This is a genomic window from Bradyrhizobium genosp. SA-4 str. CB756 (assembly GCF_000473125.1).
GTDB lineage: Bacteria > Pseudomonadota > Alphaproteobacteria > Rhizobiales > Xanthobacteraceae > Bradyrhizobium > Bradyrhizobium arachidis.
The window spans coordinates 1,933,158-1,951,171 of sequence record NZ_KI421499.1 but is presented as its reverse complement, the minus strand read 5'-3'; the positions used below and the strand labels follow the sequence as shown (position 1 = coordinate 1,951,171).

Sequence of the window (18,014 nt, the reverse complement as noted above, 5' to 3'; positions counted from 1 at the left end):
GGACGGAAGGTCTCACTACCACGAAATGGTCAAGGGTCTGCCTTTCTCAAACCGGCTTAGACGCTTGGACAAATTGAACGCAGCGAAAACGTCGATGAGTTGGTCCTGACTTTCGCGCAAATGGCCCCAGCCCTCGTTATGCACAGAAACAAGAACGGCATCTGGAAAGGCGTGTGCAGCCTCCAACGCATCTTCGCTCCCCATCGTCATGTGAAAACGGCCACGAGGTTCAGCCGCACCAGTATGCAGGATGACAACCCTCGGCGAAGACTTCCGCGCCACCTCAGCCGTGCCATCGAACCAGAGAGTATCACCCGTGATGTAGACTAAGTCGCCGGGCATCTCTGTTCCGAGAGCGAAGCCCACGACATCTCCAACATCGATACCGATGGGGCCATGGCGTGCGGGGGTGGCAGTCACTATCAATCTTTCGCGACCGTCTTCTTCGAGAAGTCGAGTTTCGAAGGGATTGAAACCAATTGCATTTTGACCAAGGCGCTGCGCCCCCGCCATGGTCGTATAGACCGCCTTGACCGTCGGCAGCAGTGATCGACCCGCATTATCGAGATTGTCGAAATGATGATCGTGACTCAGCAAAACCGCGTCCAGCTTGCCAATCTCGGCTATCGGGATGCTCGGCCCCTCAGTTTTGACATGCCCTACAGGGCTGTGCGGGCCTTGATACTGGCCCGGGGGATCGAAAGTGGGATCGGTAAGCAGGCGATAGCCGCCGTACTCGATGAGCACGGTTGGGCCACCAATCAATGTGAGAGTGATGGAACGGGACATAGCGCATTCTTCGTTGTTGAGGCTCATCGCCGATAAACTGCTGACGCTCTGAGAGAAATCCACTATCCTTTCTCAATGGCTGATAAAAAACGCACAGCGCTAGATTGGGAGGATGTGCGGGTTTTTCTCGCGCTTGCTCGCCACGGCAGTTTGTCAGCCGCCGCCCGCGTGCTGTCGGTGAATCATGCGACAGTCGCACGCCGCGTGCAGTCATTGGAACGATCTTTAGGCGAACGGTTGGTCGACCGGCGTGTGGATGGCTACGTGCTCACTCCAGCAGGCGCACGCTTGCTCGGACCGGCGAACGAGATGGAGACGGCGGCGGCCAACCTGAGCCGTGGGAGCCGGGACGACCAGCCTGTTGGGCTTGTGCGCGTCAATGCACCACCAAGTCTCTCACAGCTTTTTCTCGCCTCTCGTCTCGCTGGTCTTTGTGGAAAGTATCCGGGGATCGACATCAATCTGGCGACCGACTTTCGGACGGTGAGCCTGGAGCGGCATGAAGCCGACATTGCCGTCCGCTTTGGACGACCCCAGGATGGAGACGTTCTTGCCAAGCGGTTGCGGTCGATCGCATTCGGGTTCTACGCTACTGCGGACTACCGGCGCCGCATTAAGGCCGGCGCAGATCCGACTTTCGTCGGATTTGACGAGGTGAACGCCCATTTGCCGGAAGCGCTTTGGCTGTCCAGACACTTCGCCCGCAACCGCATGTCATTTCGGACAGACAGTCAGTCCTCTCAATCTGTCGCGGCTAGAGCGGGTGCAGGCATCGCGCTTCTCCCGCACTTCATCGGCAAAATGGATGATAAACTCGTAGTCTGCGAGCTGGAGCCCGAACCACCATCACGTGAGCTCTGGCTGATCATCAGGCGACAAAATCGGGACAGTCTCCACATCAGAGCCGTTGCAGAGCATATCGCTTTCGTTTTCGCCAATGAACCTGACTTCTTTGAGAAGGAGCGATAAGTCGCGTCAGTCAGCGGCAACTCTTGCTTCAGTCCACGTCGCGCTCACGTTCAGATTGCTTGATCTGTCGGACGGACCACTATCTCATTCACGTCGACATTGGCGGGCTGCTCCATTGCAAACGTGATGGCACGAGCCACGGCTTCAGCAGGTATCGCATTCTTATAGATCGCGAGCATGCGGGCGCTGTCGGAGCCTGTCGTCTTGTATTGCATACCGGTATCGACGGCACCTGGCGTGATCAGGCTGGACCGTATGGGCGTGTTCGCGAGTTCGGCTCTCATCCCCTCGGACAGTGCTCGAAGAGCAAACTTCGAGGCCGAATGCACAGCCCCGCCAGGGGAAAACACTTTCAATCCGTGGACCGAACTGAGGTTGATGATATGCCCTCGCCGCTGTTCGAGGAATACAGGAAGAATGGCGGCGATAGCCCATAGGGCCCCCTTGATATTCAGATCAATCGTCGTCTCCCATTCTTCCGTGTTGATCTCGCTCAAGGGACGGACGAACATTATTCCGGCGCAATTGATCAGTGCGTCCAGCGCGCCATAGTCGCGCAAGACCTGCTCGACGAGAGCTTTCACCAGGTCTTTGTTTGTAATGTCCACGCCGTAGGCGCGAGCAACACCACCCTTGCTTTGGATTCTTTTCGCGACAATATCAGCCTGCGCCTGATTGATATCGGCGACCGCAACCCTTGCTCCTTTGGCCGCCAGGTCTTGGGCCGCTGCCGATCCGATGCCGCCAGCCCCTCCAAGGATTAGGGCTACCTTGTCTATAATCCCGTTCATTCGCCGTTCCTCGTCACAACAAGCGAAACGTAGTTGATGGCGGAGCGAACTTGAATGCGCGTTTTTCAACCGCCGCTGCGAACAAATGCACGCATCAAAGCTGCGATTTTGTCCGCTAATGGGATGGTCCGGCCGTGCTCCGGCCCTGCCAGCACGAGAAGCTGGCAAGGGGCGCTCAAGACAAGGAGCACGCCATGTCTCGGAAACTCAACGCAGCGATCGCCGTGATCGGCATCGATATCGGCAAGAACTCGTTCCACATCGTGGGTCATGATCACCGCGGTGCCATCGTGCTGCGGCAGAAGTGGTCACGCGGCCAGCTGGAAACGCGGCTCGCCAACCTGCCGCCGTGCGTGATCGGTATGGAGGCCTGCGTTGGCGCCCATCATCTCAGCCGCAAACTCCACATGCTTGGCCACGACGCCCGCCTGATGCCGGCGAAATACGTGCGCCCGTATTCGAAGGGACAGAAGAATGACTTCCGAGATGCGGAAGCCATCGCCGAGGCGGTGCAACGCCCGACCATGAAGTTCGTCGCAACCAAGACCGCCGATCAGCTCGACCTTCAGGCGCTGCACCGCGTCCGCGATCGATTGGTCGGTCAGCGTACCGGCGCCATCAATCAGATCCGTGCGTTCCTGCTGGAGCGGGGCATCGCCGTGCGGCAGGGCCTGCATGCCCTGCGGTTCGAGTTGCNGGGTATCTTGGCGACACGCGCCGATGTGCTCTCGCCTCGCATGTTGCGCATCATCGAGGGTCTGGCGGAAGACTGGCGCCGGCTGGATGAGCGTATCGAGGGGCTATCGAACGAGATCGAAACACTGGCCCGTCAAGATCAGGCCTGCCAGCGACTGATGACGGTGCCTGGCATTGGCCCGATCATCTCGAGCGCAATGGTGGCCGCGATCGGCACGGGAGACGTGTTCTCGAAAGGCCGCGACTTCGGCGCCTGGCTAGGACTGGTGCCGAAGCAGATATCGACCGGCGACCGCACGATCCTCGGCAGTATCTCAAGGCGCGGCAATCGCTACCTGCGCGCGCTGTTCGTGCAAGCCGCGTGGGTTGTGCTGGTCAAGGTCAGGTGTTGGGAGCGCTATGGCCTCAACTCCTGGATCGAAGNCGCCAAGAAACGANTGCATCACAACGTGCTGGCGATTGCGCTCGCTAACAAGCTCGCCCGGATCGCCTGGGCGGTCCTCAATAAGGGACGCGCCTTCACGTGCGTCAAGACGGAGGAGACGGCGTCTGGATCTGCTTGATCCTCGCGCCGTGCGCGGCGCGTCTGCGCGCGCAGGCCGGGACGAAGGAACGACCGCCAGGCACGAACAAAGGAACAGCGCGAAGTGAGGAGCTATCGATGACGTAACAATACCCTTACCTGCCGAGGTCTGCGAGAGGATGACACGACGATGGAGAATCGGTCTTCCCGACGCATGCGAACCCTGGTGACCCAAATGGCCCGGTCGAGGCCTGTCCGCTAACCAGATCACATGCGCGCTGATATCCATGATGGCCCGGAGCACTCCGCTCCAAGCAGAGGCCGGATACATTGATGCAAGACCGTATCTACCGCATCGTCGAAATCTTCTTGCACCGCACGGCCGGACCATACATTGGGTCATTTTCGACGCATTTGGCAGAGATTGAGGGCTGGTTGATGTCCGCTCCTGTCCGTAAGCGCCGTACCAGGAGCGGGCCAGGAGCGTTGCGGTTGGCCGAACTGCTTATTCAAACTCCCGAACTGGGGCCTCGAATCATGCGCTACGAACTCGCCGACCATGAATGGACCGCCATCAAGCCGATGCTGCCGAACAAGCCGCGTGGCGTTCCTCGAGTGAACGACAGCGGGTCCTGAATGGCATCTTCTGGGTCCTCCGATCAGGAGCACCCTGGCGTGATCTGCCGACGGCGTTTGGCCCATACACCACTTGCTACAATCGCTTCGTCAGGTGGCGGCGAGCCGGTGTTTGGGGCCGCATCATAGAAGCGCTTTCCACTGCCCATGATGGCGCTGTCCAGATGATCGACACCTCCATTGTCCGCGTGCATCAGCATGGAGCCTGCATCACAAGGAAAGCGCCAATCGATGGGAAGGTCCCGCGGTGGCTTGACGAGCAAAATCCATGCTTTGGTCGATGGCAATGGTCTGCCAGTACGGCTGGCGCTGAGCCCCGGTGAGGCCCATGACGTTCGGCTTGCCGGAAAACTGCTGTCTCGTCTGAAATCCGGGTCAATGCTGCTTGCCGACCGTGGCTATGACGCGGACGGGATCAGGGGGCTTGCCATGAAGAAGGGCGCGTGGGCGAACATCCCGCCGAAAAAGCAATCGCAGCGAGCCGATCTGCTTCAGCTCTTATCTCTATCGCAACCAGGTCGAGCGGTTCTTCGACAGGATCAAACAATGTCGTCGGGTGGCGACGCGCTACGATAGGCTCGCCGCCAACTACCTCGCATTCGTTCAACTCGCGTCAATCAGGCTATGGTTGCGCCTTAATGAGTCCGGTCCTAGAGCTTCTAGGGTCCCAGAAATGTGACTCCCTTTGCGGCCATAACCTGCTCCTGTCATGTACTTTCGGGATTTGGCCCTCGGGATTTGCGTACGTTGCTCGTGCGCTGACCAGAATGCGCGTGCTAGAGAACTTAGATTGAACCTAAGAGCGCAGCCCCGGCAATCGTCAATTTTTGAAAGATTTTCCCGACCATCGGCTGGTCGTTGAGCCGTTACGCCGGCATGACGCAGTGAATGTTTGATTGCCTTTGGTCGCTCCGCTGCCAAGGCAAATCCGCATAGGATCGAACCGAAGCTCAAAAACGCATCGGTCGCGGATGTATTTCTGACGGTGCTTTATGCCCGCATCTCGACGCACTCCAGGATAGGCCGCCTCGCCGGCGCATGGATCGATAGGGTCCGAGAAGCGTTTCGGAATCTATTGCGGAGGCGACATGATGCTCAACTTCGAAGCTCTCAAGTCTTCGCTGGTGATGTACGGGCTGGAGGCGCTGTACGCCATCCTTCTTCTGATCTTCGGCTGGTGGCTGTCAGAAGCGGCGCAGCGCTTCGTGTTCCGCCTGCTGACGGTGACCCACCAGGTGGACGCGCTAGTTACGGCCTTCGTCGCCAGCCTGGCGCGCTACGCCATCCTCGCCGTGATCGGCATCGCCGTCCTGCAGCTCTTCGGAATTCAGACCGCCAGTCTGGTCGCGGTGTTGGGCGCCGCCTCGCTTGCCATCGGTCTCGCCCTGCAGGGAACGCTGTCCAATCTCGCCGCTGGCGTCATGTTGCTCGTCTTCCGACCGTTCCGGATCGGCCACGATGTCGAGGTCGGCGGCAAGGCCGGAGAGGTGCGGTCGCTTTCGCTCTTCATGACCGAGCTCAAAGCACCCGACAACGCCCAGATACTGTTGCCTAACGCGTCGGTCTGGGGCCAGCCGATCATCAATCGCAGCGCCTATCCCGCGACGGGCGAGCTCAAGGTCTCGTTCCCCGTTCCCGCGGGGCCCGCCGCCGATGCAATCGCCCGGTGCGTTCTGCAGGATCTGCGCGAGAATCCGAACTTGCAAAGCCAGCCGACCGTTCATGTTTCCCGGGTCATCGACATCACCAACGCTGACCGGCCCGTCGTCGAACTCACGATGACCGCCCGGGTCAAGCCTTCCGAGGTGGACGCCGTGAAGCAGCAGGTGCTGGACCGCATCGGAGCGCTGGTGGCCCGAAGCCCGAGACAAGGGCCCGCTGATCGGGCGCGCGAAGGGGGCTCGGAAGATGTCCGACGATAAGCGTTTCCCGAGATCGTCATTGTCTCAGTCCTTCCTATCGGCTCCGAGTTCGACCGCCGCCTTGACCTCGTCGATCGGCTCAGCCATCATACGACGACATCGCCGATCCCCTCCTTGCGAGCGCACGTGATGCCTTGCAGGTGGCGCTGTAGCAGAGGTTGCGTGTCATGAATGCGCCGCGCCGTCTGACCGCTATGATCGATAAGACGGCAGGCACAGTGGTTGCCACACTGGCTGCACCCGAGGGCGAAGGAGCATCACATGAACAGAACTGTACTCTTTGCAAACCTGATCGCGATGGTCTGCGTTGCCATTGTTCTGATGCTCCGACACGCCGCGAAGCGCATATACGCATCCCAATGCAAGCCCCGTTCCCGCGGTCCCGGCACCCGATAACGATACAGCGCCAGGGGCAGCGGCGGTCCCCAAAACAAAAGCCAGTAGCGTGGTTGATCAGGGGTAATCCACCCCTGGTCCGCTGAGCAACATCGTCCGTGCTATGCGCCTTCAGGACCATGGCCCCTGTACGGCGGAAGCATTCCAGGGAAAGCCTCGCGGCGCGTGCTGTGCCGTCAGCCACTGGTCGGTGGTGAATGCCTCGATGGCCCAAGTGCCGTTGAACCGGCCGATGCCGGAGTTCTTCTCGCCGCCAAACGGACAGGTCGGCAAGTCGATGACAGGCTGATCATTGACATGGGCCATACCGACTTGCATTCCCTGGGCGAAGTGCATGCCCCGGTGCACGTCGCGCGTGAACACGGCGCCGCTTAATCCAAAACTCGTTTCATTGGCTACAGCCAACGCTTCCTGGGCATTGCCGACCCGGAGGATCGGCGCCACCGGCCCGAATATTTCCTCTGCCGCAAGTTCCATTTGGTTAGTAACGTTCACGAAGATATGCGGCGGCAATACCGATCCGTTCGGCTCGCCGCCGAGCACCTGCTTCGCGCCGTCTTCGCGGGCGCGGCCAATGCGTTCCATCAACTTGCGAAGCTGCGAGTTGTTGATGATCGGGCCGACCATGGTGTCACCGTCGCTTGGATCGCCGATTTTCAGCCTCGCGACTCGCGCGGCGAAGCGCTCGACGAACGTGTGATAAACGGCCTCCTCGACAATGATGCGGTTAATAGCGATGCAGATCTGGCCCTGGTGCAGAAACTTGCCGAACACTGCGGCATCGATGGCCTGATCCAGATCGGCGTCCGCGAGCACAACGAAGGGAGCATTGCCACCGAGCTCCAGATCGACACGCTTAATGATCGGCGCCTTCGCCGCAAGTTCCGCGATGTTGCGGCCGACCGGCGTCGAGCCGGTAAACGAAACCACCCGCGGAACGGGATGACTGACGAAAGCGTCGCCGATTTCGCTGCCCGCGCCGACCACGACGTTGAGGAGTCCCGCCGGCAGGCCGGCTTCCTCGAAAATTTTCGCCAACAGCAATCCCCCTGTCACCGGCGTATCGCTCGCCGGCTTCACCACCACGGCATTTCCCACCGCCAGTGCCGGCGCGATGGTGCGGTTGCTCAGGTGCAGCGGCCAGTTCCACGGACTGATCGCGCCGACAACGCCGACCGGTTTGCGCCGCACCTGATTTTCCTTGCCCGGAATGTCGGACGGAATGATGCGGCTTTCGACGGCATGCGGCACCGAGGTGGCCCACAGCATGACGGTATGAGTCACTTCCCACTCGAGGTTCGCCTTGAGCCGCGTGCTGCCCGATTCGCTGATCAGCCAATCGACGATTTCGCCGCGGCGCGCTTCCATGATCTCTGCCGCCCGGCGAAATACGTGCGCTCGGACGGGCGGTGCCGAGGCAGCCCACTCCACCTGAGCCTTGGCACCCCCTGCAAATGCCGCATCAAGATCGCTGCGATCGGCCTGCTTGATTTCGAGGAGGACGTCGTCGGTATAAGGATTTGTGTCAACCAACCTGCTTTCTGCCCGGCCGTGGCGCCAGTCGCCAGCGATCGGAAGCAGTTCGAAGCGATCATAAGGTTGCAGGTCTATCGTTTGAATTTTTGCGCCAGGCTGTTCTGTGGCTTCGCCTCGATCGGAATTCCGTTTGGCAGTACGCGCGACCATGTCCATCCCCTTACCAGGTTGGCTTTCGTAACCGACGATAATTGTCGGGAGCATCATGCGCCATCAGTTGGTCTCGCTTAGGGCGGGCATTGCCCACGCCTTTACGGCCCACCTGCAGCGCGGCATGGCATCAGTAAAATCTCGGGATCGGACCTCCGTGCGGCGTCGGCCGATCCGACAAATCAAACATGATTTCATCAACGTAACACCAGCCCCAGCCTTCGGGCGGATCATAGGCTTCGATGATCGGGTGATGGGTTGCATGAAAATGCTTCGTCGCGTGGCGGTTGGGCGATTGATCACAGCAGCCGACATGACCGCAGGTTCGGCAGACGCGCAGATGCAGCCATGGATCGCCCAGTTGCAGGCATTCTTCGCACCCAAGGGCACTGGGAAGAACGTCGCGAATTCCCGCCAAATGCCTGCAGCCTTGTGCCATTCCATACTCTTGTCTGCTCTACTTCAACGGTAGCATAGCGTGCGGGCCGGCTGGCCAGCCTTGACGGTCGTCAACTTTCCAGTGCTTCGGCCTATCGGGGCTGCATCCCCATGATCGCCATCGGACAGAGATGCGTAGACTGCGCATCACCGTTATGGGTTTCAATGAGGAGCCCAATGCTGGAACTGTCACCGCGCAAACCCGTTTCGCTCGCGATCAATCATGGCCGCCAGCACCTCGCCACAATCAGAGAAGGTCGTCTACGCTGCCGTTGTGGGCAATCTGCTGGTGGCCCTTACCAAGCTAACGGCAGCCCCTGCTGACCGGCAGCTCTTCCATGCTCAGCGAAAGCGCGCATTCCTTTGTCGATACCGGCAACGAGGCATTGCTGCTTTATGGTTATTACCGGTCGCGCCGGGCACCAGATCCAAGTCACCCACTAGGCTATGGTAGGGAACTCTATTTTTGGAGCTTTGTGGTCGCGCTGCTGCTCTTCGCGCTTGGGGCTGGAGTGTCTGTCTACGAAGGGATCACACATATTGCGGCGCCTTCTAAGATTGAAAACATAGTCGTCAACTACATCGTTCTTGCGCTTTCGGCCGCATTCGAAGGCACGTCTTGGTATATCGCGCTCGTTACGTTCCGTGCCTTCAAGGGCGATCTCAGCTACTGGGACGCCATCAGGCGCAGCAAAGACCCGCCTTCTTTCATGGTCCTTCTGGAAGACACGGCCGCGCTAATGGGCATCTCGATCGCCGCCCTCGGCATCTTCCTTGCGGATCGCCTGCAAAATCCGTCTATCGATGGCGTCGCCTCGCTTCTGATCGACAGCGTTCTGGCGACCATGGCGTTGGTCCTGGCGCGAGAGAACAAGGAGCTGTTGATCGGCGAGCGCGCCGATGAAGCAATCAGCACCTCGATACTTGAGCTTGCGGCAAGTCAGCCGGGAGTGGAGGGCGCAAACGGCGCGCTCACCGTGCATCTTGCGCCGGACCAGATTGTTGTGACACTGAGCCTCGAATTTTCGGATGATCTCCGCACGCCAGAAATCGAGCAATGTGTGGAGTCGCTTGAGCGCCGCATTCGGGAGACGCACCCTGAAGTCGTTTCCGTTTTTGTCAAACCGCAGACAGCCCGAACCTTCCAGTCCTCCCGCAAGGGCAGGTTCGCTGAGCGGCTCCGGCCCTAACCTTGCGAAGAGCGAAGGTCCGCTTGGGCCAAAACCAGGACTCCCGACCTGCTCCCCCCGTCCGTTCTACCGCGAAAGCGGCAATCGATGGCTGGCGCCATTAAAGACACCTCGCGTTCACGAACCATCGCCTATGAACTCGCAAGGCTCCATCAGGCTTCGAACCGAAGGCAAGTATCGTCCAGTTGCGCGACGCGGCGAGGCCGCGAGGTTCTATTAAGCATACTCGCCAGATCTACGCCGCTCGTCGGCCAAGCCAAACCAGGCACTTGGGAGTGCTATGACGCAGAGAGCTGTCATCGGAAAAACCGCATCCCCGGCGTGTGAGGCGCATAGCATGCCCGATAAGAAGGTCAGCGCAGCAGTCACAACCTGAACCAAGCGCATACTGGGCTTGCGCGGTTGCGGCGTGCTTCGACCAAAGTCGCCATCATCCGCATGCCCGCGAGATGGAGCAAAGCGAAAGTCAATCCGTGCAAGCACTAAGGAGAGTAGAACAAGGAGGTTGTCGCGCCGGCTACAGACCACCGGACGCCCCCAGCCGTAGCGGCCAAAACCGCGGCGCCACGCGCGCCAAACCGATCGAGCAATGCTGGACCGACGAGGAAGAAGACGAAGACTTCGGCAGCTACGGCTTCCGACCATCCGCGATCGATCTGAAGACGTGGCGACAGGTCACGCGGAACAACATCGCTGGGAGCTCGGTCTTCCTCATCAGGGGCGGCGATGGCTGGTGGGCCACCATTGGCGCGGAAGGATCTTGACAAGGATCTCGGTCGTTCCGCCCGACGACAAATGACTGTCGCGGCGGACCTAGTTGTTTGCTGACGAAGTCTCGACGGTCCCACCGTGCAACAAGGGCGCAGCGAATTTGGCGGGCATTCCGCAGCGAAAGACGTTGGCGCTCTCAAGGATTCGAATGCTGGTTTCAAGCCATTCATCGCAGAAGGACTCGCTAACCCAGGCGCAGGATTCGTGCTTCGTTGTACGAACGTTGTATGGAAATCGGAAAACAAGCCGAGAACCCCGCCGAGGAAAGCCAGCAAGCGATTGTTTTTTATATGAAATTTTAATGGAGCGGGTGAAGGGAATCGAACCCTCGTATTCAGCTTGGAAGTCTTCGAATTTCTGCTGCGGTCTCAACAGGCATTCCGACAATTCGCAGCCTTTTAGCTTGTTGAGATCACTACGGAATTCGGACTTGTCGGAATGATGTTGGAGCTGGCTGTCGACTGGCGCCACGGCACTCGGACTGCCCCTTGGCGCGACGGCTGCCCTTAACGCTAGTCCGCCGATGCCCGCCGCACGATCTGTAGACCGGGCATGCAGCACCACGCGATGGCCGCCGTGGAGAAGCGACTCGGCCGCTGCGCGACCTAGTCCGTCGGTGCTGCCGGTGATGAATACGACGGCCATTAGGCCGACCTTCGCTGCGGCCGAGCCGCCGGCTTCTTCGCGGCTGCCTCCTTCGGTTTCTTGCCTTCGATTGGCATTAGCATTTCCTTCTGCCCAGCGGAGGCCTTCATCGGCTTCTTGGCCGGCTTGGCCCCCTTCGCCGGCGCGGCCTCCTTGCCAACGGATCGACGGAGAGCTTCCATGAGATCGACGACGTTCGTCGCCGCCGGCTTGGACTTCGGCGTGATCGGCTTGCCGGCGCGCTTCTGGTTGATGAGGTCGATCAGCGCGGTCTCGTAGTGATCCTCGAATTTCTCAGGCTCGAACCGCCCGGCCTTCTGGTTCACGATGTGCTTGGCGAGATCGAGCATGTCCTTGGTGACCTTCACGTCCTGGATCTCGTCGAAATACTCGGTCTCGCTACGCACCTCGTACGGATAGCGCAGCAGCGTGCCGACCAGACCTTTGTCCATCGGCTCGAGCGCGATGATGTGCTCGCGGTTGGTCAGCACCACCCGGCCGATGGCCACCTTGTTCATCTCGCGAATGGTGTCTCGGATTACGGCGAATGCGTCGTGCCCAACCTTGCCGTCAGGGCGGATGTAGTAGGGTCGGATCAGGTAGCGCGGATCGATGTCGCGCTTGTCGACGAACTCATCAATCTCAATGGTGCGTGTTGATTCCAGCGCGATCTCCTCGAGCTCCTCTTTCGTGACCTCGATGAACTGATCCTTCTCGAGCTGGTAGCCCTTGACGATGTCCTCGTTCGGTACCTCGTCGCCGGTGTCCGCATCGACCTTCAGGTACTTGATGCGATGGCCGGTCTGCCGGTTGAGCTGATTGAAGGAAATCTTCTCGCTCTCCGAGGTGGCTGGATAGAGCGCGACCGGGCAGGTCACCAGAGACAATCGCAGAAAGCCTTTCCAATTGGCGCGCGGTGCCATGTACGCAGAACTCCGGTCTTGGGGTACTTGACTCAAGACGAATGGGGGCACCGGGTTCCGACACCCCCAGGAAGCCCATCGCATGATTTCTGCGGGAAGGGTATCGACTCCGTCGTTCCCGTTATGTTCTAATTGGGTATGTCTGATCGACCCGCGAGCTGGCGCATGCCCAATCCGAAACAGATGGAAAAGATGGCCGCTGTTGCCCGCCCACATCCGATGCGGAGCTCAGGATTAGCTGCTGACGCCGATTTGCCGCCGGAATACTGGCGCGCTCTTCTGGAGGACGCTCGCGCCGAAACGGGCCCGGCTCTCTCCGCCGGAGCGCTGCGGCTAAACCAAATTCCTCACCATATCTTGCGGGTGGGATGCCGCCGATGCAGCAGGCTGGTCGAGATCCAGAAGGTGGACGCCACCCGGCTCTACGGCGCAGACGCGGTCTGGAAGGAGGTCGGTAAGCGATTGTTGGACAATACCTGTACACATCGTACGGGGCGATACGAAGAGGATGGTTGTTGGCCAACGTTCGACTAGGCACGGCGAATGGCCCCGAAGCACCATCCAACTCCCCTATCCGGGAGCGACCGAAAGGCACTCGGAAAGGAACTCAGCAGGGCGCGTGCAATGACCGCGATCCTCGAGACGCAGTCGGCCGAAGCCCGCGCCAGAGGCGAGGCACTCATCCGTCAGGCCGACAAGCTGCTTTGCGAGTCCTGGAACGAAAAGATGTGGGCCGATGGAGGACCGATCGATCCGTCCCCTACGATCGACCAAGCCGTGAACGGCGGATACTCCTGGCTCGAGATTGAGTGCTCGCGCTGCAAGACGAAGCGGGACGTCGACTTGGCTGCGCTGAGTCATCCCCCAGCAACATTGGTCCAGGACCTCGCGAGCCGGCTTCGTTGCAGCAAGTGTGCTAAGGCCGGCCGACGGCCAGCTGCCACCCTCCTGCAGCTGACGGTCCGTCCTCGCCAGGCATCTCCGGAGACCTAAACTTGTGCAACCTCTACTCAATGACGAAGAACGTTGACGCGATCCGCCGCTTGTTTGACGCGCTCAACAGCAGCGTCGGCAACCTGCCGAGCATGCCAGGCATTTTCCCAGATTACCCGGCCCCGATCGTCCGCAACGTGCCCGACGGGCGTGAAGTCGCTATGGCGCGCTGGGGTATGCCGTCTTCCTCGGAAGCGCTGATGAAGGCGGCGAAAAAGCGAGCCGAGAAACTCCAGGCTAAGGGCAAGACGGTCGACTTCAAGGAATTGCTGCAGATGGAGCCGGACGGCGGCACTACCAACATCCGCAATACCAGCAGCAAACATTGGAAGCGATGGCTCGCGCCGGACAATCGCTGCCTAGTTCCGCTGACTTCATTTTCCGAGTACAACACCCTGGACGGGAAGAAGGTGCCGGTGTGGTTCGCGCTTGACGAGTCTCGGCCCCTCTCCGCTTTCGCGGGCATCTGGACAAATTGGACATCCGTGCGAAAGGTTAAGGAAGGCCCAGTGACCGCCGATGTTTTCGGTTTCCTGACCTGCGAGCCTAACGCGGAAGTGAAACGCGTCCACCCAAAGGCAATGCCAGTGATTCTGACGACCGCCGAAGAATACGACACCTGGCTGCGGGCGCCTTGGGATGAGGCCAAAGCGCTGCAACGGGCTCTTCCCGATGGCATGCTAAAGATCGTCGCCACTGGCGAGAAGGAAGATCCAGCGACCACAGCGTAGGTTCTGCACAGACCTGCGGAACACGTGGACAAGCTCGGACTCCGCAAAATCGAATCCCTGCCCCGTGCTAACCGCGCGGAACGAGCAACGGGCGAGAGGATTCGTCCCGGCAGGAGCGATCTTCATGCTAAAGACGAGAGAAAGACGGCCGAGAATCCGAACCTTGCGTGGTTGGGCGATCTCCGTACTACAAGACGCAGGTGCCGTCCGTGAATGCGAGGAGCATGGTTGGATGAAAGATCGTGCCGACCCTCACGCCCGCGACAGAGCGCTGGAAATCGCGAGACAATATCCGCCGGCCGGACTGTCTGCTGGCCAAGCCGAGACCGAGATTCGGGAGGTGCTGGAATGGATCGGCGACACTTGTCCGGAGTGCCCGCCCTGAGAACGGGATCACCATTGCGGCGAGCTCTCCGGTGAAACTCATCATCACGTAGGATGGGGTGAAATCTTGAAGGCGACGAGCAAGCCACATAGTGAGCTTGCGTTCGCTTTCAACGGCTCTGGCACACTCGTATTCACCGCCACCGTGGGCAGCCCGGCAGCAATTGGCAGATTATGGTGCGTTCGGAGGGCGGTCGCTTTTGCTGCGATTTCAGCAGGTTCGTGGGATCTCCAAAAGCATAAGGTCCATTTCCCGCGTGAAAGCTTTTCGGCCCTGCCTTACCTGGCGCCACCGAGCGCCGGAGCGTCACCCTACATCCACTGGATCGTAGCGGAGCGACCATCCAGCCCCATCAATTGACGGCTTACGTCGACAAACGTCAGCCAGTCCAATTGGCGAACTGGCTCTATTGCGGCTATCTGGCCATCCAGATCAAATACCCAACAATGAGCTCTATGGAAGCTGCGTTAACCATCGAAAGCTCCTTGAACTAACATGGCAATCGGATCAGCCGGGCACCCCGCCTCTGCCTCTTTGAAGCTGGACGGCATTGGCGGTGCCGCGCGGGATCTGCGGGGGCTCGATGAAAAACGCCATCGGCACTTTTGGTAGATGGTGTTCTGAACTCGACATCAGCAACAGACGATTGATGGTGTTGTCTTGAATGCCACCCTTTGGAAAGAGGCTGCGTATTCGCGCCTGCTTGGCCTCCAGGCGAACTTTCTGCAAAGTCGCTTGCGCCTTCAAATGCGCGCGCGCAAAACGTCCAGATAAGTTCTGTTCGACGTTCGGCTTTGCCCCTCGCTCCTCCAGCTTCGCCAGATACTTGAAGGTATCCCTTAGGAGTGGACGGTAAGCCGCAAACGACTCGTCTGAACCTATTGCGAAGATCTCAGCGACCTCCTGCGGAAAGTGAAAGAGAGTCTCATTCATGCTTCGCGCAAGTGCGGTGAGCGCTGATTCATATACGCGGTCCGGACGCCGAACGGCGAGCTGCATTTCCTGCCAGCGCGCCGGGCTATCGGTGATGACACTGGCTCCGGTCGCCTGCGCGAGATACATCGCGATTTCGAAATTTGGCTGTAGCCTCATGGCATTGAGACGACCGTTGCCCTCGCCGCTCGCGAAAGGTTCTTGCTGGAGGACGGCCAGCCTATCGCACTCCTGAATTTTGAGCATCTGTTGAACAGACACTTTGATCTCTTCCTCGCTTTGGTCCGGATACACTTTACGCATCTGTGATTGGAGGATTGCGGGTGGCATCGACATGATGCTCCGGCGCGTATCTTCTTTTACAAGCTCGACCGTGCGTTCGTCTTCAAACAGACGCTTATCGATGCGGGACGATCGCGCTCTTGCCATAGCAAACATCTGATCACGCAGATGCATGTCAAAATCACAAGGGTCCGGGATCAGATGAACTAGTCCGCGATCCACCATCGGGATGACGGTGAGAAAGAAAATAATGGCCTTCAGCACTTCTTGACGGTAGGAGCTCGGGTTCTTCACCGGGCTATATTTGGGGTTCAGTGTACGGGCATTGACAAACGGATGCTGGATGATCAGCTCGCCGAAATAAAGCGAGGCCCCAAGTGCGTAGTCCGTTATGGCGTCGGGGTGGATTGCACCAGTGTAGACCGCACGCGCTCTGCCGTCGGGCTTAGGCAGCAATTGCAACAGATCGGTATCTTCGGGCCACAAGTCACTATAGAGAAGATAGATCTCCTTAATCTTCTCATCGGTCATCTCACGGCGAACGGTAACCCAATCCCTGCCTTCGGTGAGTCCAAGCACATTCTGAAGCGCGTTGAGGAACATCATGTTGCGTTCGCGGATGCTCCGCTCAGTCCAGGACGGTCGTAGCGCTAATGGCCTTGGTTCGCAGCAATCTCCAAAGTCATGGCCGGAACCGCAGCCACAAATGTCTTTGGGCCGCAGCGGCTTTGACGGAGTCGCTTTTTTCAGAAACTCCCGCTCTTTCTCCGCGCGCCCAAACGCATCTTGGTAATAGACGCGACCGTCATCAAATTTCGCGAACATCTCGCCGCCATACTGATAAAGCTCCCGCTTTGGCGGCAGGAGAACTTCTCGCAGATCGCCCCATTCTCCGGATTGATCCGGATGCAGCCACTCCTTACGACCGGCCGCAATATACCGGCTTGCCCTCGCCCGGATGATCCGGTTGATACGCGCGACATCCGGTGAGGCAAGCTTACGAGTGCGGATGAAAGCATGGGTGCTCACCATCGAGTTGCGGTAGTTGCGCGCGAAGGTCCTTTTTTCAAGCGGACTCACCATGGGATTCTGCGCGTATTCGAGATTGGTCAGTATCAGGCAAAAGTCCCGTGAGAGCGGGAAAATTGTCTGGGAGGCCTTAAGCGCGATTGATGGGTCAAGCGGATACCTGCAGGACGCGGTTTCAGGTGGCAGCGCATAATTGTAGACTGTGACGGGGTGATCGCTGAGGATAAACTTTGTCTCGGCGTCCTCGGCAGAGACGATCTCACGCACGCCTTCGGCCCAGATCGTACAGTGCATGGCACGGATGCCTTGCATTTCGATCATCAACTCATTTTGCGTGAGGGCCGGATATTGCGCTCTTAGCCAATCGAGAGCTTTAGGCGTGCGAATCTTTTGCACATCAATGTAGAGAAAAAGGTCATGAAAATATTCATGCCATTGGCTTATATCTGCTCCGGCGAAGGCGCGCACGGCCTTGGCGCCTTTGGCGTCCATGTTGCCGAACAGATGACGCTCGATCTCGTCATTGACCAATGTGCCGAAGAAAGTCGAATAAAGATCGCGTTGTTGGAAGCATCGCGCGGTGGGCCAGTGGACTAACGAATGTCCGACGGTGACGACCCGCCCATCGTCGAGCGTTTTCTGTGCCGGCGAAAGGTCGAAATAAGCCAGCTCGGTACGCCCCGGCTCGAAGAAGCCGGCTTGATACCATCGGGGTACGTAGTGATTGTTTCTGGTCGCTGACATGCCGAGCGGGAAAGGTCGCCAAAAGACTGGACTCTAGCATGAGTCCCGGTCTTTGCGCATCCTAACCGGTCATTTCAGACGAGTTGCAAACAGCAATTGCAGGCAAGCTACCGCCTCCGACCAGCTAAGCACCCTTCGGGTCGAGTTCAGAGAATCCGGTTACATCCACTCGTAGGCATTTGTTAGAAAGCTTATCAGTCCACGAACTGACTCCTTTCACCGGAGAGATCACTTTGGAGGTTTGACCTTCGAATTCCTAATCTCTGGCGAGTTCGACAAGATACCAGCGTTGAATTTGCGGCTCGTTAAACGTTCAAGCCAATCCTTGGCGGCAACAGCATCAGGTCGACAGAGCGCGCGGTCCCCGCTTCCGAAGGCATGAGCGCTGCCTCGATACGGCGGTTCGAGAAATGAATGTAGCCGCTCGTCTCAGGTAGTGCGGGTCGATCTCGCTGCGGTCGATGAACTCGTCGATCTTGATCATTAGCGTCGATTCCATCGCGACCTTCTCAAGCTCCTCCTTTCACCTCGCGATTGGGTCG

The 18,014-nt window shown here is 58.9% G+C and carries 16 protein-coding genes and 2 pseudogenes; 9 read left to right on the top strand and 9 right to left on the bottom strand.

The window, feature by feature from the left end; all coding sequences use genetic code 11:
* Positions 1-15: 15 nt before the first annotated feature.
* Positions 16-816 carry an MBL fold metallo-hydrolase gene (locus BRAGE_RS0109615; protein ID WP_035729539.1) on the bottom strand — a complete coding sequence of 267 codons (801 nt, stop codon included), beginning with the start codon at positions 814-816 and terminating at the stop codon, positions 16-18.
* 48 nt (positions 817-864) lie between these two features.
* On the opposite strand from BRAGE_RS0109615, the gene BRAGE_RS0109610 reads away from it, so the two are divergent.
* Positions 865-1,758, top strand: a complete 894-nt coding sequence (locus BRAGE_RS0109610) for a LysR family transcriptional regulator (RefSeq protein ID WP_027565183.1) — start codon at positions 865-867, stop codon at positions 1,756-1,758.
* A gap of 50 nt (positions 1,759-1,808) precedes the next feature.
* Here BRAGE_RS0109610 and BRAGE_RS0109605 read toward each other — a convergent pair whose 3' ends face one another.
* Positions 1,809-2,549, bottom strand: coding sequence for an SDR family oxidoreductase (locus BRAGE_RS0109605; protein WP_027565182.1), 741 nt, complete (start codon positions 2,547-2,549; stop codon positions 1,809-1,811).
* 65 nt (positions 2,550-2,614) lie between these two features.
* On the bottom strand, positions 2,615-2,821 hold the full coding sequence (locus BRAGE_RS54365) for a hypothetical protein (protein ID WP_108914762.1): 207 nt from the start codon (positions 2,819-2,821) through the stop codon (positions 2,615-2,617).
* Between BRAGE_RS54365 and BRAGE_RS0109600 the strand changes: the two genes are divergently transcribed.
* From BRAGE_RS0109600 to BRAGE_RS51595, 3 genes and pseudogenes are all read left to right on the top strand, one after another.
* Entirely contained in the window at positions 2,744-3,808 is a 1,065-nt protein-coding gene (locus BRAGE_RS0109600) for an IS110 family transposase (RefSeq protein WP_028146232.1), read from the top strand. The two genes, BRAGE_RS54365 and BRAGE_RS0109600, sit on opposite strands and share 78 nt — an antisense overlap.
* A gap of 497 nt (positions 3,809-4,305) precedes the next feature.
* A pseudogene (locus BRAGE_RS52585) lies at positions 4,306-5,083 on the top strand (IS5 family transposase).
* A 409-nt stretch (positions 5,084-5,492) separates the two neighbouring features.
* Positions 5,493-6,326, top strand: a complete 834-nt coding sequence (locus BRAGE_RS51595) for a mechanosensitive ion channel family protein (protein ID WP_051377765.1) — start codon at positions 5,493-5,495, stop codon at positions 6,324-6,326.
* 507 nt (positions 6,327-6,833) lie between these two features.
* Here BRAGE_RS51595 and BRAGE_RS0109585 read toward each other — a convergent pair.
* Together BRAGE_RS0109585 and BRAGE_RS52580 are read right to left on the bottom strand one after the other, a co-directional pair.
* On the bottom strand, positions 6,834-8,408 hold the full coding sequence (locus tag BRAGE_RS0109585; RefSeq protein ID WP_084334473.1) for an aldehyde dehydrogenase family protein: 1,575 nt from the start codon (positions 8,406-8,408) through the stop codon (positions 6,834-6,836).
* A gap of 130 nt (positions 8,409-8,538) precedes the next feature.
* A complete protein-coding gene (locus BRAGE_RS52580; protein WP_084334408.1) occupies positions 8,539-8,847 on the bottom strand; it encodes a UBP-type zinc finger domain-containing protein in 309 nt (102 codons plus the stop codon).
* A 337-nt stretch (positions 8,848-9,184) separates the two neighbouring features.
* Here BRAGE_RS52580 and BRAGE_RS48150 point away from each other — a divergent pair, with 337 nt between their 5' ends.
* On the top strand, positions 9,185-10,036 hold the full coding sequence (locus tag BRAGE_RS48150) for a cation diffusion facilitator family transporter (RefSeq protein ID WP_347336523.1): 852 nt from the start codon (positions 9,185-9,187) through the stop codon (positions 10,034-10,036).
* Positions 10,037-10,849: 813 nt separating this feature from the next.
* On the opposite strand, the gene BRAGE_RS56745 is transcribed toward BRAGE_RS48150, so the two are convergent.
* Both BRAGE_RS56745 and BRAGE_RS0109570 read right to left on the bottom strand, forming a co-directional pair.
* Positions 10,850-11,452, bottom strand: coding sequence for a hypothetical protein (locus tag BRAGE_RS56745; RefSeq protein WP_084334410.1), 603 nt, complete (start codon positions 11,450-11,452; stop codon positions 10,850-10,852).
* Positions 11,452-12,375, bottom strand: coding sequence for a Ku protein (locus BRAGE_RS0109570; RefSeq protein WP_027559857.1), 924 nt, complete (start codon positions 12,373-12,375; stop codon positions 11,452-11,454). The genes BRAGE_RS56745 and BRAGE_RS0109570 overlap by 1 nt, the downstream gene beginning before the upstream one ends.
* Positions 12,376-12,540: 165 nt before the next feature.
* Here BRAGE_RS0109570 and BRAGE_RS0109565 point away from each other — a divergent pair, with 165 nt between their 5' ends.
* The 4 genes from BRAGE_RS0109565 (at position 12,541) to BRAGE_RS56740 (ending at position 14,484) form a co-directional block, all read left to right on the top strand.
* The gene (locus BRAGE_RS0109565) at positions 12,541-12,909 is read left to right on the top strand and encodes a hypothetical protein (RefSeq protein WP_027559858.1); all 369 of its coding nucleotides are present in this window, start codon (positions 12,541-12,543) and stop codon (positions 12,907-12,909) included.
* Positions 12,910-12,918: 9 nt separating this feature from the next.
* A complete protein-coding gene (locus BRAGE_RS0109560; protein ID WP_027559859.1) occupies positions 12,919-13,368 on the top strand; it encodes a hypothetical protein in 450 nt (149 codons plus the stop codon).
* 2 nt (positions 13,369-13,370) lie between these two features.
* The gene (locus BRAGE_RS0109555) at positions 13,371-14,099 is read left to right on the top strand and encodes an SOS response-associated peptidase (protein WP_027559860.1); all 729 of its coding nucleotides are present in this window, start codon (positions 13,371-13,373) and stop codon (positions 14,097-14,099) included.
* A 124-nt stretch (positions 14,100-14,223) separates the two neighbouring features.
* Complete coding sequence (locus BRAGE_RS56740) at positions 14,224-14,484, top strand: hypothetical protein (protein WP_084334474.1); 261 nt, start codon at positions 14,224-14,226, stop codon at positions 14,482-14,484.
* 507 nt (positions 14,485-14,991) lie between these two features.
* Here BRAGE_RS56740 and BRAGE_RS48145 read toward each other — a convergent pair.
* Together BRAGE_RS48145 and BRAGE_RS56735 are read right to left on the bottom strand one after the other, a co-directional pair.
* On the bottom strand, positions 14,992-17,472 hold the full coding sequence (locus tag BRAGE_RS48145) for a DUF4238 domain-containing protein (RefSeq protein ID WP_063617183.1): 2,481 nt from the start codon (positions 17,470-17,472) through the stop codon (positions 14,992-14,994).
* A gap of 424 nt (positions 17,473-17,896) precedes the next feature.
* Positions 17,897-17,995: pseudogene (locus BRAGE_RS56735) on the bottom strand (Ku protein); the annotation flags it as partial.
* Positions 17,996-18,014: the final 19 nt, after the last annotated feature.

Coding starts and splice junctions, on each gene's coding strand:
- BRAGE_RS51595 (WP_051377765.1), top strand. CDS start 5,493: ATGATGCTCAACTTCGAAGCTCTCAAGTCTTCGCTGGTGATGTACGGG.
- BRAGE_RS56745 (WP_084334410.1), bottom strand. CDS start 11,452: ATGGCCGTCGTATTCATCACCGGCAGCACCGACGGACTAGGTCGCGCA.
- BRAGE_RS0109585 (WP_084334473.1), bottom strand. CDS start 8,408: ATGGTCGCGCGTACTGCCAAACGGAATTCCGATCGAGGCGAAGCCACA.
- BRAGE_RS48150 (WP_347336523.1), top strand. CDS start 9,185: ATGCTCAGCGAAAGCGCGCATTCCTTTGTCGATACCGGCAACGAGGCA.
- BRAGE_RS0109570 (WP_027559857.1), bottom strand. CDS start 12,375: ATGGCACCGCGCGCCAATTGGAAAGGCTTTCTGCGATTGTCTCTGGTG.
- BRAGE_RS48145 (WP_063617183.1), bottom strand. CDS start 17,472: ATGTCAGCGACCAGAAACAATCACTACGTACCCCGATGGTATCAAGCC.
- BRAGE_RS0109565 (WP_027559858.1), top strand. CDS start 12,541: ATGCCCAATCCGAAACAGATGGAAAAGATGGCCGCTGTTGCCCGCCCA.
- BRAGE_RS0109610 (WP_027565183.1), top strand. CDS start 865: ATGGCTGATAAAAAACGCACAGCGCTAGATTGGGAGGATGTGCGGGTT.
- BRAGE_RS56740 (WP_084334474.1), top strand. CDS start 14,224: ATGCTAAAGACGAGAGAAAGACGGCCGAGAATCCGAACCTTGCGTGGT.
- BRAGE_RS54365 (WP_108914762.1), bottom strand. CDS start 2,821: ATGACCCACGATGTGGAACGAGTTCTTGCCGATATCGATGCCGATCAC.
- BRAGE_RS0109615 (WP_035729539.1), bottom strand. CDS start 816: ATGAGCCTCAACAACGAAGAATGCGCTATGTCCCGTTCCATCACTCTC.
- BRAGE_RS0109605 (WP_027565182.1), bottom strand. CDS start 2,549: ATGAACGGGATTATAGACAAGGTAGCCCTAATCCTTGGAGGGGCTGGC.
- BRAGE_RS0109560 (WP_027559859.1), top strand. CDS start 12,919: ATGGCCCCGAAGCACCATCCAACTCCCCTATCCGGGAGCGACCGAAAG.
- BRAGE_RS52580 (WP_084334408.1), bottom strand. CDS start 8,847: ATGGCACAAGGCTGCAGGCATTTGGCGGGAATTCGCGACGTTCTTCCC.